The sequence below is a fragment of the Achromobacter sp. FW305-C-13 genome, assembly GCF_058783475.1.
The window spans coordinates 627,589-641,405 of sequence record NZ_JBYSYN010000003.1 but is presented as its reverse complement, the minus strand read 5'-3'; the positions used below and the strand labels follow the sequence as shown (position 1 = coordinate 641,405).

Annotated in this window: 11 protein-coding genes; 2 read left to right on the top strand and 9 right to left on the bottom strand. The window is 64.3% G+C overall.

Annotation, left to right across the window (positions count from 1 at the left end; all coding sequences use genetic code 11):
* Positions 1 to 12: 12 nt before the first annotated feature.
* The 4 genes from acs to AC3WMU_RS21865 form a co-directional block, all read right to left on the bottom strand.
* Positions 13 to 1,992: an acetate--CoA ligase gene (gene acs / locus AC3WMU_RS21880; RefSeq protein ID WP_280025557.1), complete on the bottom strand. Its 1,980-nt coding sequence runs from the start codon at positions 1,990 to 1,992 to the stop codon at positions 13 to 15.
* A 330-nt stretch (positions 1,993 to 2,322) separates the two neighbouring features.
* The gene (locus AC3WMU_RS21875) at positions 2,323 to 3,549 is read right to left on the bottom strand and encodes an MFS transporter (protein ID WP_035212829.1); all 1,227 of its coding nucleotides are present in this window, start codon (positions 3,547 to 3,549) and stop codon (positions 2,323 to 2,325) included.
* A 113-nt stretch (positions 3,550 to 3,662) separates the two neighbouring features.
* The gene (locus AC3WMU_RS21870; RefSeq protein ID WP_006223856.1) at positions 3,663 to 4,070 is read right to left on the bottom strand and encodes a GlcG/HbpS family heme-binding protein; all 408 of its coding nucleotides are present in this window, start codon (positions 4,068 to 4,070) and stop codon (positions 3,663 to 3,665) included.
* A complete protein-coding gene (locus AC3WMU_RS21865; RefSeq protein ID WP_081534089.1) occupies positions 4,067 to 6,013 on the bottom strand; it encodes a propionate--CoA ligase in 1,947 nt (648 codons plus the stop codon). Before AC3WMU_RS21865 ends, AC3WMU_RS21870 begins: the two co-directional genes overlap by 4 nt.
* A 229-nt stretch (positions 6,014 to 6,242) precedes the next feature.
* Here AC3WMU_RS21865 and AC3WMU_RS21860 point away from each other — a divergent pair, with 229 nt between their 5' ends.
* A complete protein-coding gene (locus tag AC3WMU_RS21860) occupies positions 6,243 to 6,902 on the top strand; it encodes a C40 family peptidase (protein WP_492282969.1) in 660 nt (219 codons plus the stop codon).
* Positions 6,903 to 7,081: 179 nt separating this feature from the next.
* Here the strand turns inward: AC3WMU_RS21860 and AC3WMU_RS21855 are convergent, their stop codons facing one another.
* The 4 genes from AC3WMU_RS21855 to AC3WMU_RS21840 form a co-directional block, all read right to left on the bottom strand.
* On the bottom strand, positions 7,082 to 7,405 hold the full coding sequence (locus AC3WMU_RS21855) for a DUF2325 domain-containing protein (protein WP_035212827.1): 324 nt from the start codon (positions 7,403 to 7,405) through the stop codon (positions 7,082 to 7,084).
* A 247-nt stretch (positions 7,406 to 7,652) separates the two neighbouring features.
* Complete coding sequence (locus AC3WMU_RS21850) at positions 7,653 to 8,597, bottom strand: CysB family HTH-type transcriptional regulator (protein WP_006223852.1); 945 nt, start codon at positions 8,595 to 8,597, stop codon at positions 7,653 to 7,655.
* A 94-nt stretch (positions 8,598 to 8,691) separates the two neighbouring features.
* Positions 8,692 to 10,185: a CoA-acylating methylmalonate-semialdehyde dehydrogenase gene (locus AC3WMU_RS21845; protein WP_006223851.1), complete on the bottom strand. Its 1,494-nt coding sequence runs from the start codon at positions 10,183 to 10,185 to the stop codon at positions 8,692 to 8,694.
* Positions 10,186 to 10,283: 98 nt separating this feature from the next.
* A complete protein-coding gene (locus AC3WMU_RS21840; RefSeq protein WP_006223850.1) occupies positions 10,284 to 11,501 on the bottom strand; it encodes an ABC transporter substrate-binding protein in 1,218 nt (405 codons plus the stop codon).
* Positions 11,502 to 11,715: 214 nt separating this feature from the next.
* Here AC3WMU_RS21840 and AC3WMU_RS21835 point away from each other — a divergent pair, with 214 nt between their 5' ends.
* Entirely contained in the window at positions 11,716 to 12,636 is a 921-nt protein-coding gene (locus tag AC3WMU_RS21835) for a LysR family transcriptional regulator (protein ID WP_006223849.1), read from the top strand.
* A gap of 47 nt (positions 12,637 to 12,683) precedes the next feature.
* Here the strand turns inward: AC3WMU_RS21835 and lptF are convergent, their stop codons facing one another.
* On the bottom strand, positions 12,684 to 13,793 hold the full coding sequence (gene lptF / locus AC3WMU_RS21830) for an LPS export ABC transporter permease LptF (RefSeq protein ID WP_052017846.1): 1,110 nt from the start codon (positions 13,791 to 13,793) through the stop codon (positions 12,684 to 12,686).
* Positions 13,794 to 13,817 lie beyond the last annotated feature (24 nt).

Sequence of the window (13,817 nt, the reverse complement as noted above, 5' to 3'; positions counted from 1 at the left end):
GGCCGGAGGCACTTACAGGGGCTTGGCCAGCTGTTCCAGGATGGCGGGATTCTCCAGCGTGGACACGTCTTGCGTGACTTCCTCGCCCTTGGCCACCACGCGCAGCAGGCGGCGCATGATCTTGCCCGAACGCGTCTTGGGCAGGTTGTCGCCGAAGCGGATGTCCTTGGGCTTGGCGATGGGGCCGATCTCCTTGGCCACCCAGTCGCGCAACAGCTTGGCGATGGCCTGCGCCTCTTCGCCTTCCGGACGCGCCTGCTTCAACACCACGAACGCCACCACGGCTTCGCCGGTCGTGTCATCCGGGCGGCCCACCACGGCGGCTTCCGCCACCAGCTCGTGCGCCACCAGCGCCGATTCGACTTCCATCGTGCCCAGGCGGTGGCCCGACACGTTCAGCACGTCGTCGATGCGGCCCATGATCCAGAAGTAGCCGTCCGCGTCGCGCTGCGCGCCGTCGCCGGCCAGGTAGTAGCCGCGCAGTTCCGGCGGGAAGTAGCTCTTCTTGAAGCGTTCCGGGTCGCCCCAGATGTTGCGGATCATCGCGGGCCACGGACGCTTGATGACGAGGAACCCGCCATTGCCCTTGTCGACGTCGCCACCGGTTTCATCCACGATGGCCGCGGCGATACCCGGCAGCGGCAGCGTGCACGAACCCGGCTTGGTCGGCGTGGCGCCCGGCAGCGGGGTGATCATGTGGCCGCCGGTTTCGGTCTGCCACCACGTGTCCACGATCGGGCAGCGTTCGCGGCCGACGTTCTTGTGATACCAGATCCAGGCTTCGGGGTTGATGGGCTCGCCCACCGTGCCGATGATGCGCAGGCTGTCCAGATCGTAGTTTTTCGGATGGGCGTCGGGCGTCGCTTCGGACGCCTTGATCAGCGAACGGATGGCGGTGGGCGCCGTGTAGAACGTCGTGACCTTGTGGCGCGCGATCATGTCCCAGAAGCGGCCGGCGTTCGGGTAGGTCGGCACGCCTTCGAACACGACCTGCGTCAGGCCGGCGGCCAGCGGGCCGTAGGTGATGTAGGTGTGGCCGGTGACCCAACCCACGTCGGCGGTGCACCAGTAGACGTCGTCCTTGCGGGCGTCGAACGTCCACTTCACGGTCAGCAGCGCCCACAGCAGGTAGCCCGCCGACGAATGCTGCACGCCCTTGGGCTTGCCGGTGGAACCGGACGTATAGAGGATGAAGAGCGGATGCTCGGCGTTGACCGGCACGGGCTCGCAGGTGTCGGGCTGGCCGGCCTCGACCTCGTGCATCCACAGGTCGCGGCCTTCGGTCCACTGGACCTTGCCACCCGTGCGGCGGTACACGATGACCTTGGAAATGGCTTCGCAGCCGCCCATCGCGATGGCGTCTTCCACCGCAACTTTCAGCGGAATCGTCTTGCCGCCGCGTACTTGCTCGTCGGCGGTGATGACCAGCGATGCGCCCACGTCCACGATGCGCTCTTGCAGGCTCTTGGCCGAGAAGCCACCGAACACCACCGAATGCGTCACGCCCAGGCGCGCGCAGGCCTGCATGGCCACCACGGCTTCGATCGACATGGGCATGTAGATGATGGCGCGGTCGCCCTTCTTGTAGCCCAGCGCGGTCAAGCCGTTGGCGAAGCGGCACACGCGCGCCAGCAGTTCGCGGTAGCTGACCTTGTTCACCGTGCCGTCGTCGCCTTCGAAGATGATGGCGGTCTTGTCAGCGTTGCCGTTGGTCAGGTGCACGTCCAGGCAGTTGGCCGAGACGTTCAGTTCGCCGTCGCCGAACCAGCGGTAGAACGGGGCGTCGGTTTCGTCCAGCACCTGCGTGAACGGCTTGGTCCACGTCAGGTTGTCGCGGGCTTGGCCGGCCCAGAAGCCGTCGAAATCATTTTCGACCTGGGCACACAACGCGTTATAGGCGTCCATGCTGGGAATCGCCGCGCCCTGCGCCGCACGCTCGGGCGGCGGGAAGACGCGGGTTTCTACCAGTACGGACTCAATGGCATTCGACATGATCTTGTCTCCAATCGGTGATTCTGTTTGTTTGTGCTGCTGTTTTATTACCCACCCGCCACCGTATCGCCGCGCTCTTACGGGCACCTTACGCAAAATGCGGGCCGGAGCCCGCATACGCATGGGAACGCAGAGACCTGACAGCGCCGGCTCAGGGCGGGAAACACCGGAACGGCGTCGACCCCAGCGGCACGCACAAGCTGACAACGCACCTGCATAGCAGTGCAAAGCAATCCGCTTGATGGGTCGCGTGGCACGCGACGCATCAAAGGCAGTTCATAAGGATAGCAGCCCGGCCGCAGCCGCGGCAGGCGGTGGCGCGGCGTTCCATCAGACGGCGGGACGGCGGGCCAGGCCGCGCTTCATGTCCACGCGCGACAGCAGGGCCAGGCCGCCCACGAAGAACAGGCCGGTCACGAGGATGGCCAGGCGGTGGTCGCCGTGCGTGCCCCAGGTCACCAGACCGTAGGTCAGCGGGCCGATCACCGCGGCCAATTGCACGGCGAAGGTCCACAGCGAGAAGAACTCGGCCAGGCGGCCGGCGGGCGCCAGCGCACCCGTCATGGCGCGGCCCGCGCTTTGGGTCGTGCCCATGCACAGGCCGGCAAGCGTGGCGGCCACCCAGAACACGGGCGCCGTGGTTGCGGCATACGCGACTAGCACCATCACGATCCAGCCACACAGCGTGATGGCCAGAGCCGGTTTGTGGCCGATGCGGTCCTGCACATAGCCGAACGAAAACGCGCCCAGCGCCGCACCGATGTTCACGGTGAACACCAGCAGCATGATCTGCGGCGTCGTGAAGCCCATGACTTCGGACGCGTACACGGCCGCCAGCGTGATGACGACTGAAATGCCCGCCTGATAGCAGGCAATGCACATCAGCAGCCGGCGGAATTCGGGAAAGTGCTGGCCCGTCTCGCGCCAGGCGTAGGCCAGGCGCTTGAGCATGTGCAGCGCTTCGGGCTTGTCCGCTTGCGGGCGCGTGCGCTCTTTCAAGAGGAAGAAGGACGGCAGCGCCGCCAGCGCGAACACCGCGCAGGTGACGACAATGACCCAAGGCACGAAGTGTTCCGCCGTCATGCCGCGCCCCTCGGCCAGCGTGACGACGACGAGCGACAGGCCCAGCGTGAGCATCCCGCCGCAATAGCCGAAGCTCCAGCCCCAGCCCGACACGCGCCCCAGCGCCGCAGGCCTGGCCAGTTCGGGCAGGAATGCCGCCACCACGGACTCGCCCACGCAGTAGCAATAGTTGGATACGACGATGGCGGCCAGCGCCAGCCAGACATCGCCCGGCCCCGCCTGGGTCAGCACCAGAGTCGCGGCCACGCAGCCGATCGTGCTGGTATAGAGCAGCCGGCGCTTGCTGCCGTTCGCATCAGCGCGGGCGCCCAGCGTGGGCATCGTCAACATGATGAGCAGATAGGACAGCGACAGCGCCGCGGTCCAGGCCAGCGTGGCCCACGGGGCACGCCCGCCGACCACGCCGACAAAATACGTGCTGAACACCGCCGTGAGGATCACGGTGGTGTAGCCGGAATTCGCGAAGTCGTACATGGCCCAGGCCCAGACTTCGCGTTTGGCCACGCCGGGATTCAGGGGGCTTGCGTCCCCTGCTCCGGCGTTCGGCGCGGAACCGTCGGCAGACGGCTCCGGTTGCTGCGCTTGGCTCACAGGCCCAGCGCGGCGATGCCAGCTTGTGCGATCAGCACGTCTTCGGTCGACTTCACGCCCGACACGCCAACCGCGCCCACCACGTGGCCGTCGACGGTGATCGGCACGCCGCCTTCCAGCAGGCCGTCGATCAGCGGCGCGGACAGGAAGGACACGCGGCCGGTGTTGATCATCTCTTCGTAGATGCGCGATTCACGGCGGCCCAGCGCGGCCGTCTTGGCCTTCGAGGGCGAAATGTGCGCCGAGATCGGGGCTGCGCCGTCCAGGCGCAGCATGCCCAGCAGATGGCCACCGTCATCGACCACCGAAATGGTCACGGCCCATTTGTTCTGCACGGCGTGTGCTTCGGCCGCGGCGAGGATCTTCTTGACGTCTTCGGCGCTCAGCACGGGTTTGGTATTCATTGCAGCGACTCCTTGATCTGTTCCAGGGCGTTAGGATCTTCAATGGTCGTCAGGTCTCCGGGATCGCGTCCTTCGCATACCGCGACGATCGCACGGCGCAGCACCTTGCCGGACCGGGTCTTGGGCAATGCACCCACGAACCGGATCCGGGCGGGCCTGGCCACCGCTCCCAGCTGATCTTCCACTAGCCGCATGATATCGCCTTCCAGCTGCTTTGCCCCTTGCTCCGTGTCGGCGCTGGCAGGATTCTTCAGCACGGCAAACGCCATGGCCACTTGCCCCTTGAGCGCATCGGCCACGCCGACCACCGCGCATTCCGCGATTCCGCTGTGGCTGTTGACCGACTCCTCGATCTCGCGCGTGCCCAGGCGATGGCCCGCCACGTTGATCACGTCATCCGTGCGGCCAAGTATGAACCAGTAGCCGTCGGCATCCACCCGCCCCCAGTCGAAGGTCGAATACACCTGGCGTCCGGGGATCGACGTGAAGTAGGTCTGCACGAAACGCGCGTCGTCGCCCCAGATGGTGGACATGGCACCCGGTGGCAGCGGCGGCACAATCGCCACCACGCCCTTCTCGTCCGGCCCCAGGTCTTCGCCCGTGGATTCGCTGACGATGCGCGCGTCGAACCCGTACACCGGAAAGGACGGGCTGCCGAATCGGGTCGGCACGCGCTCCACCCCCGGCTGGGCCGACAGGATGGGCCAGCCGGATTCGGTCTGCCAGTAGTTGTCGATGATGGGCTTGCCCAGGCCTTCCGATATCCAGTGGGCGGTCGGTTCGTCCAGCGGCTCGCCCGCCAGGTAGACGGCGCGCAGGCTGGACAGGTCATGGCGCTTTAGCAGCGCCGGGTCCTGGCGCTTCAGGACGCGCACCGCCGTCGGCGCCGAAAACAGCGTATTCACGCCGTACTGCTCGACCAGCTTCCACAGGATGGCCCCGTCCGGGCGCACGGGCGTGCCCTCGTAGAGCACCGTCGCCTGCCCGCCGATCAAGGGGCCGTAGATGATGTAGGAATGTCCGACAACCCAGCCGATGTCGCTGGTGCAGAAGAAAGTGTCGCCGGCGCGCCCGTTGAACAGGTATTCCATCGACGAGGCCAGCGCCACGGCATAGCCGCCGGTGTCGCGCTGCACACCCTTGGGCTTGCCAGTCGTCCCGGACGTATAGAGGATGTAGCTGGGTTCGGATGATTCCAGCCATTGCACCGGCACGCGCGCGCCGCGGTGGCGCTCGCGCAGGGTGGCGTAGTCCAGGTCGCGCCCGGCCACGGGTTCGAACGGCGCCAGGCCGCGGTCGAACACCACGACGGCAGCCGGCGGTGTCTTGGCCAGGGCGAGCGCACGATCCAGCAACGGCTTATAGGGCACGACCTTGCCGCCTCGCGACCCGCCATCCGTGCAGACCACCACCTTGGGCGCGGCGTCGTCGATGCGCTGGGCCAGATTGACTGACGCGAATCCGCCGAACACCACCGAGTGCACCGCGCCGATCCGGGCGCAGGCCAGCATCGTGAACACCGCTTCCGGCACCATCGGCATATAAAGCAGCACCCGATCGCCGCGCCCCACCCCCAGCTCCTTGAGCATGGCGGCGGCCGCGTTGACCTCTTCATAGACGTCCTGCCGGGTGTAGACCTGTTCCCGGTCGACTTCGGTGGACACCCAGATCAGGGCCGGCTGGTCAGCCTGCGTCGGCAGCCACCGGTCGACCGCGTTGTAGCAAAGATTGGTCTTGCCGCCTACAAACCACTTGGCGAATGGCGGCCGCGAGAAGTCCAGGACAGACTCGAAGGGCGTCTCCCAGTGGATGCGGCCAGCCTCTTCGCGCCAGAAGCCATCGCGGTCATGCAATGATCTGTAATGGAAATCCCGGGTTTTTTGCATTTGTGTCTCCTGGTATTGTTCATACGCCTTAAGGCTGATTGATTTCTTTCGAATCATTTGGTCATTCTGGTAGGCGAACCTTGCACGAGGCTTGCCACAAGTCAAAAATGTTCCACCAAATATCCACGCGTCATGGATAAATAGCCGATCTGTCACTGACCGGTCTTGAAAGTTTGGTAGAATGCCCGCGAAGTTGTAGATAATTGTTGATTTTGCTGACATCTCGGCTCGATCCACGGCTAATCCCGTGGTTTTTGCTGTCATCTCGGCAAGTCATCCCAGGCGAATGCATCGACACTCCATACTCGCGCGATTCAATTCATCCAATGGCCAAGCGTACCGCGGTCTGCGTACGCTCGCGTTAATGGCATGTGTGGCGGGTTTGGCAGGTTGTGCCGGCACTGGCCAGAAGTCAACCGCCCATACGTCCGAGATTGATCCGTACGAAATGGAGTGGGTCGCCACCGCCGATGACCCCATCGGCATGCTGGTCACGCACAAATTCAAGCGCGACCGCCAGCAAAACCACACTGGCACCAACAGCGACAACGCCATGGTCAGCGAAGCCCTCAACTACCTGGGCATCCGCTACCGCTTCGGCGGCAGTTCCCCCGATACCGGATTCGATTGCAGCGGCTTGGTCGCCTATTCCGCCGAGCGCTCGCTGGGCCTGAAGCTGCCTCGCAACGCCGCCGAAATCGCCCAGCAAGGCGTCTCCGTCGCCAAGAACGAACTCAAGGCCGGCGATCTGGTCTTCTTCAACACGATGGGCCGCCGCTATTCGCACGTGGGCATCTACCTGGGCGACGACCGCTTCGTGCACTCGCCCAGCGCCGGTGGCGTCGTCCGCGTCGAAAGCATGACCATGGCCTACTGGACCAAGCGCTACAACGGCGCCCGCCGCCTGGACAACAGCCTGATGGCGTCCGCCCGCGCCGCGAATTGAATTCGGTTTCCGGCATCCTCGCATAAGCAGGTTGCCCGGCGCCATCCCCCAAAAGCAAAACGCCGTCAGACTGAAGTCTGACGGCGTTTTTTCTTGCTCTTCGCGGCTTGGGGATTCATGTGCCAAGCCGCAGGCCGTTTCGGCCTCCCCAGTTCTTGTGTTCCAGCGGCAACCGGAAATCAGTGCACGGTGCCTGCGCGCGGGCACAGGCCGCATTGCTGCAGGGCCTGCTGCATGCTGCATACCGAACGGCGACAAGCCACGACCCGGATGCCGCCGCGCTGCGCGGCGTTGCGGAAGGTCTTCATGACGTTGTGCCCCAGGAAGTCGGTCAGCAGGATGACCAGCTGCGTGCCCGACGGAAGTTGAAGCGTTTTCTTCTGATGCGAAGGATCGCGGCCACTGATGTGGTGCGTGATCGAAATATTGTGTCCTTTCAGCAGATCCGGGATGTTGCCCAGTCGATCTGCGCCAACCACTACTGCACTGAGTCCTGCCGTCATGATGAACCTCACTGGTCGTTGAGCCTGGATGTAATGATAATGATTCCTATTTTTTAGTCAACTTAAATGAGATCGGTTCTTATTTAATAATATTAATGAGCTTCACGAAAGGGATAGCGAGATTTGCTATCAGCCAGGGAACTCGCGGCTTTCCGGCGAGTCAGCGCCGCGGGGCCCAAAAGAAAAAGCGCGGCATTCCAGGAATGCCGCGCTTTTTTTGCTGTAGGCCAAGACCGTCCTGGCCGCCCTACTTCGGCGCGCCCTGCACGGCTTCGGTCACCACCGCGCGGGTCAGCGACGGCGCCAGCATTTCCAGGAATGTGTAGACGTAGTCACGCAGGAACACGCCCGATTTCACGCCCACGCGGGTCGTGTGCGTGCCGAACAAGTGCCCCACCGGCAGACCCACCAGGTTGGAGTCGCGGCGCGGGTCATAAGCCACGCCGGCGATGATGCCGATGCCCAGGCCAACGTCCACGTAGGTCTTGATCACGTCGGCGTCGATGGCTTCCAGCACGATGTCCGGATGGATGCCCTGGTTGGCGAAGACTTCGTCGATCGTGCTGCGGCCCGTGAACGCGCGGTCGTAAGTGACGATGGGGTATTCCGCCAGTTGCGTCAGCGACAGGCGCTTGGCGGCGCTGGAAGTGAGTTCCGCCAGCGGATGGTCGGGGCGCACCACGACGGTGTGCTCCCAGGCATACACCGGCAACGTCGCCAGGCCCGGCGTCAGCGCAAGGGATTCGGTCGCCAGCGCCAGGTCGGCCTGCTCGTGCAGCACCATCTCGGCCAATTGCGCGGGGCTGCCTTCAGCCAGCGACAGATGCACTTTGGGGAATTGCTTGCGGAATGCCGGAATCACACGCGGCAGCAGATAACGCGCCTGGGTGTGCGTGCACGCGATCACCAGGCCGCCTTCGTCGCGGCGCGCGAACTCGTCGCTGACCTTCTTCAGGTTGTCGACTTCGCGCATGATGCGGTCGATCACCTGCGAGACCGCCAGGCCGGGCTTGGTCAAGCCCTTGATGCGCTTGCCGTGGCGTTCGAAGATCTTGATGCCGAGTTCGTCTTCGAACTCGATGATGGCCTTGGAGACTCCAGGCTGCGAGGTATAGAGCATCCGGGCAGCTTCAGTCAGGTTGAAGTCGCGCCGGATGGTTTCACGCACAAAACGAAATTGCTGGAGGTTCATTAATTGGCCCCTAATAGATGGGCCAATTATAAGTAATAAGGACGCCTTGTTATATGACTTATTTATATAAGCTTAGGAGCAAGGCGTCCCTGTTTCAGCGCATCGAGATCGTGGTGTTCACGGTCTTGGCGTGAGCCGACCAGCGGGCGGTGACCGTCTTGGTCTGCGTCCAGAACTGGACTGCCTGCTTGCCGTTGGGGCCCAGGTCGCCCAGCTTGGAGCCGCGCGAACCCGTGAAGCTGAACCACGCCACCGGCACGGGGATCGGCACGTTGATGCCGACCTGGCCGACGTCGATGTTGTTCTGGAAGTAGCGCGCCGCGCCGCCGTCCTGGGTGAACAGCGCCACGCCGTTGCCGTTGGGGTTGCGGTTGATGAACGCCACCGCGTCTTCCAGCGTTTCCACGCCCACGCAGCACAGGACCGGCCCGAAGATTTCTTCGGTGTAGATGGTCATGTTTTCGTCCACGCCGTCGAAAATCGTGGGGCCCACGAAGTTGCCTTGCTCAAAGCCCGACACCTTCAGATTGCGGCCGTCCAGCAGCAGCTTGGCGCCTTCGTCCACGCCCTTCTGGATCAGGCTTTCGACGCGTTTCTTGGCGTTGGGCGAAACCAGCGGGCCCAGGTCGGCTTCGCGGTCGGTGCCGGAATTCACCTTCAGCTTCTTCGAGCGCTCGACGAAGTCGGGCAGCCAGTTGCGGGCGTCGCCCACCAGCACGGCCACGGACGAGGCCATGCAACGCTGGCCCGCCGCGCCGAATGCGGCGCCGACCAACTGGTTCAGCGCGACTTCCGGATCGGCGTCCGGCAGGATCACGCAGTGGTTCTTGGCGCCCATCATCGACTGGCAGCGCTTGCCGGCCGCCGAAGCGCGGTTGTAGATCTCGGTGCCCACGCGGGTCGAACCGATGAACGACACCGCCTTGATGTCGGGGTGTTCGCACAGGCCGTTGGCGGTATCCGGGCCGCCATGCACCACGTTCAGCACGCCCGGCGGCAGGCCGGCTTCCAGCGCCAGCTGGGCCAGGAACAGCGACGCAGTCGGATCCTGTTCAGAGGGCTTGAGCACGAAGCTGTTGCCGCAGGCGACAGCAATCGGGAACATGAAGCACGGCAACATCACCGGGAAGTTGAACGCGGTGATGCCCGCGCACACACCCAGCGGCTGGATCAGGGTGTAGACGTCGATACCCGAAGCGGCATTCTCGGCGTACTCGCCCAACTGCAGGTTGGCGATCGAGCATGCGTGCTCGACCACTTCCAGGCCGCGCCCGATCTCGCCCTCGGCGTCCGGCAGGGTCTTGCCGTGTTCGCGGGTGATCATCTCGGCCAGCTTGCCGGTGTTGGCGCGCAGCAGTTCCTGGAACTTCAGCATGACGCGCATCCGCGTGCCCTGCCCGCTGTTGCGCCAGGTCTTGAAAGCTTCCTTGGCGTTGGAGACGGCCAGGTCCAGCTCTTCGCGCGTCGCGAAGGGCACCTTGGCCACGACCTCCTGGGTGGCGGGGTTGATCACGTCTCGCCATTCGGTGGATTTGGACTGCACAAGCTTGCCGCCGATCAATAGCGGAACGCGGGGGACTTCACTCATTTGATGCTCCTCACACTGCGTAGTCGATGCGGATGGAATCCGCGTTCATGAATCTTGCGGCGCGCCGCCGGGCAAGGGCCCGGCCGGCGCGCAAGGGGTTATTTCTTCACCAGCGAGCAGGTCGAATCGGCCAGGGGCTGGAACGCTTCGGCGGCCGGGATGGTGGCCACCAGCTTGGAATAGTCCCAGCCGCCCTTGGATTCCGCGGGCTTCTTCACTTCGTACAGGTACATGTCGTGGATGACGCGGCCGTCGGGACGGATCGACGCATTGCGCATGATCGGGTCCTTGATGGGCAGCTCACGCATCTTGTCCGCCACCACCTTGCCATCGGTGCTGCCGGCTGCCGCCGCCGAACGCAGGTAGTGCAGCACGCTGGAATACACGCCGGCCTGCGTCATCGTGGGCTTCAGGCCGCGGAAGGCCTTCTCGAAACGCGACGACCATTGGCGCGACGCATCGTCGTAATCCCAATAGAAGCCGTCCACATAGGACAGGCCTTGGGCACTTTCCAGGCCGAGCGCACGCAGGTCCGACAGGAAGATCAAGAGCGACACCAGGCGCTGCCCGCCGGCCACGATGCCGAATTCGCGCGCCTGCTTGACCGCATTGACCGTGTCCTGGCCGCCGTTTGCCAGCGCCACGACCTGCGCCTTGGAGCTTTGCGCCTGCAGCAGATAGGACGCGAAATCAGGCGCGTTCAACGGGTGGCGCACGCTGCCGGCAACCGTCCCGCCCAGCGCCTGCACCGCCTTGGCCGTGTCCGCTTCCAGCGAATGGCCGAAGGCGTAGTCGACGGTGATGAAGTACCAGGACTTGCCGCCCGCCCGCACGGTGGCCTTGGCGCCGCCCGCGGACTGCGAATAGGTGTCGAACATCCAGTGGAAACCAACAGGCGAGCATTCCTTGTTGGTCAGCGCCGTCGTGGCCGGGCCAGAGAACATCACGACCTTGTTCTTCTCGCGCGCAATGCCTTGCACTGCCAGCGCCACCGCGGAATTGGTCAGGTCGGCGATCGCGGTCACGCCGTCGCGGTCGAACCATTCGCGCGCTTTCGCCGCCCCCACGTCCGCCTTGTTCTGATTGTCGGCGGACACCAGTTCGATCTTCATGCCCTTGCATTCCGCCGCCAGGCAGTCGTCGATGGCCAACTGCGCCGCCGCCACGGAACCCGCGCCCCCCATGCCGGCGTAGGTGCCGGACATATCCGTCAGAATGCCGATCTTCACTGGCGGCTTATCCGCCGCTTGCGCTTGGCTCACCAACAATGCGCCCAGACACAAGCCTGCGGCCAGCCCGCGTGCGTGCAATTTCATGGATTTGTCTCCTGAGTGTTATGCGCTGATTTTTAGCGTTATGCGCCGTCTGTGCGGCCTGCGACCTCAGGGCAATGCCCCGAGGCCTGCCGACCCAGTGTAGATGTGTGAAAATCAACAAGCAACACTAGAAATGCACATTCCTTATGCATTCATGCACAATCAATATTTGTGCCTCCCGCCAGTTGGCGCGAGGCGCCTGGAGAGCCGGAACGTGCTTGATTGGGACAGCCTGCGATATTTCCTGGAAGTGGCCCGCACCCAGCGGGTCAGCGCGGCGGCACGCAAGCTCGGGGTCGAACACACCACGGTGTCGCGACGCATCCGGGCACTGGAAACCGAGCTCGACACCCTGCTGTTCGAGAAATCCCGCAGCGCGGGGTTTGTACTGACCGACGACGGCCAACGCCTGTTCGTGCACGCCGAACAGATGGAAAGCACGGTGCACACCGCCCGCGAAAACCTGTCGGGCATCGGCCAGGCCCTGTCGGGCCACCTGCGCATCGGCGCAACCGAAGGGTTCGGCAGCTATGTGCTGACGCCGCTGGCGGCCGATTTCCAACGCCGCTATCCGCATATCACGCTGGACATCCTGCCGGTGCCGCGCTTTGTCAGCCTGTCCAAGCGCGAGGCGGACCTGGCCATCACCATCGAACGCCCGCAGCGCGGCCCCTACGTCTGCAGCAAGCTGTGCGACTACACATTGCGGCTGTATGGCACGCCGGGCTATCTGGCGCGCCACCCGCCGATCACAAGCCGCGCGGACCTGGCCGACCATACCTTCATCGGCTACGTGGACGAACTGCTGTTCAGTGAACGCCTGCGCTATCTGGAGGACTTGCTGCCGGCCAGCAAGGTGGTGCTACGCAGCACGAGCGTGGTCGCGCAATACCACGCGGCCTTGCAGGGCCAGTCGCTGGCGATCCTGCCTTGCTTCATCGCCGCGCAGGATCCGCGGCTGAAACCGGTGCTGGAGAACGAGGTGGAGATCACGCGTTCGTTCTGGATGTACTGCCACGAAGACCTGCGCAAGCTCAAGCGCGTGACGGTCCTGTGGGAGTTCATCCGGAAATCGGTACTGAAGAATGCCGACCTCCTGGCCGGCAAGCGCGGCACGATGAAATACCTGCCGTAACGGGCGGGACGGGCGCGGGGTGAAGCGGGGCCAGGGCCCCGTCCCCGCTATGCCGGCGCGCTGTTCTTGGGCGCCTTCACCCGCAGGCGGCGCATGAGCAGGAACACGGTCAGCAAGGCCACCACCCCGTGGATGGCCCACACCCCGACGCCGAAGCTGAGCTTGCCGTTGGAAATCCAGGCGCGCGAGAGGTTGATCAGGTTCATATAAAGCAGCCCGACCAGACCTGCGATCAGCAGGTCGCCCGAACGGCCCAGGCGCGGGTTCACTGCCCCCAGCGGAATGGCCAGCAGCGCCAGGTTCAGCGCGGCCAGCGGCAGCGACACCCGCCACATCACCTGCGACCAGCTGCTATCGGTGTTGTCCGCCATCAGCTGCATGGTGGTGCGGGCCTTGGCCGAACGCTCGGCGGCGGCCCGGGCTTCACCAATGGGATCGCCGCCGGCCTTGCTTTCCAGGCGCAGGCCATACTTGTCGAAGTGGACCAGCCGGATTTCGGGCGTGCCCGGCTTCAGGTCATAGCGATGGCCTTCGCCCAGCACCAGGAAACGATCGCCGTTGGGCAGCGTCTCGCTGTGCGCGCTGCTTGCGGTCAGCACGCTCAGCCATTCCGGCCCGATTTCGCGCGCGAACACGTTGCCCAGTTCGTCGGACGGCGTGGCCGGGTCTTCCGAGAAGAACACGCGGTTGCCGCCGGAAGATTCCGCGAACTGTCCCGCCGTAACCTTGGACAGGTCCGAACGCTGCTCGAAGCGTTCGTGGTATTCGCCGATCTGGCGGTACGCCCAGGGCGCGGCCACCAGCGTCAACCCGGCCACCGCCAAGGCGATGGGGATGGCCACCCGCAGCACGGGCCTTAACCAGTCGGCCAGCGACAGGCCGCTGGCGAACCACACCACCATTTCGGATTCGCGGTAGTTGCGCGTGACCGTCGTCAGCACCGCGATGAACACGGAGACGGCCAGAATGGTCGGCAAGGCGGTGATGGTCGACAGCGCGGCCAGCACCAGCACGACGTCGGCTCCGATGTTGCCGCCCGCGGCTTCACCGAGCAGGCGCACAAGAAGCACGCTGAGCCACACGACGAGCAACGTGGAAAAGACAACGCCAGCGTGACTGGTGATCTCGCTGACGACAGAGCGTTTAAATAGAGACATGGGAGAATATGCGGGATAATCGAC